Consider the following 740-nt stretch of genomic DNA (forward strand, 5'->3'; position numbering starts at 1 on the left):
GCTCTCGGCGCTGTGGACGCAGGCGGTGCTGCGCCTGTTCCCTGAGCCGCTACGCGTCAATGGTCGGCGCGTCCTGGTTGGAGACGGCATCAAGATCCCCAAGAGCGGCAGGAAGATGCCCGGCGTCAAGTTGCTGCATCAACAGTCCGACTCCAACACCAAGCCCGAGTACATCATGGGGCACTCCATGCAGGCAGTCAGCATACTCGTGCGGGCCGCCCAGAGCGTCATTGCCGTACCGCTGGCCGTGCGCATTCACGAAGGTCTGGTGTGGTCCAACCGCGATCGACGTACCTTGCTCGACAAGATGATCTCGCTGTTGGGGATCGTCTCGGTCGAGGAGCCGTTCTACTTCGTCGCCGATGCCTACTACGCTGCTCGCAAGATCGTCAAAGGCCTGCGCGATCAGGACAACCATTTGGTCACGCGCGTGAAGTCCAATGCAGTCGCCTATGCCCCGTACGTGCAGCAAGGACCGCGCAAACGGGGCCGCCCCAGGCGCTACGGCGCCAAGATCCAACTCAAATCGCTGCTGGCTGATCCACTGTCCTCGCAACCCGCGCCCAGCCCCGTCTATGGCGAACACAACGTCATCATCCGGTATCGAGTCTGCGATCTACTGTGGCCGGCGTGCGGTCGGCTCGTTCGCTTCGTGGCAGTGAGTCACCCTTGCCGGGGCGCGTGCCTGTTGATGTGCACCGACCTCGGCCTGGATCCCATCGAAATCATTCGCTTGTATG

1 protein-coding gene is annotated in these 740 nt (G+C 62.2%); it reads left to right on the top strand.

Annotated elements, in window-relative coordinates; all coding sequences use genetic code 11:
• Positions 1-740: transposase (locus AWB78_RS42900; RefSeq protein WP_198399522.1), on the top strand; the 740-nt coding region annotated here is incomplete at both ends.

The organism is Caballeronia calidae (assembly GCF_900044055.2).
Taxonomy (GTDB): Bacteria; Pseudomonadota; Gammaproteobacteria; order Burkholderiales; family Burkholderiaceae; genus Caballeronia; species Caballeronia calidae.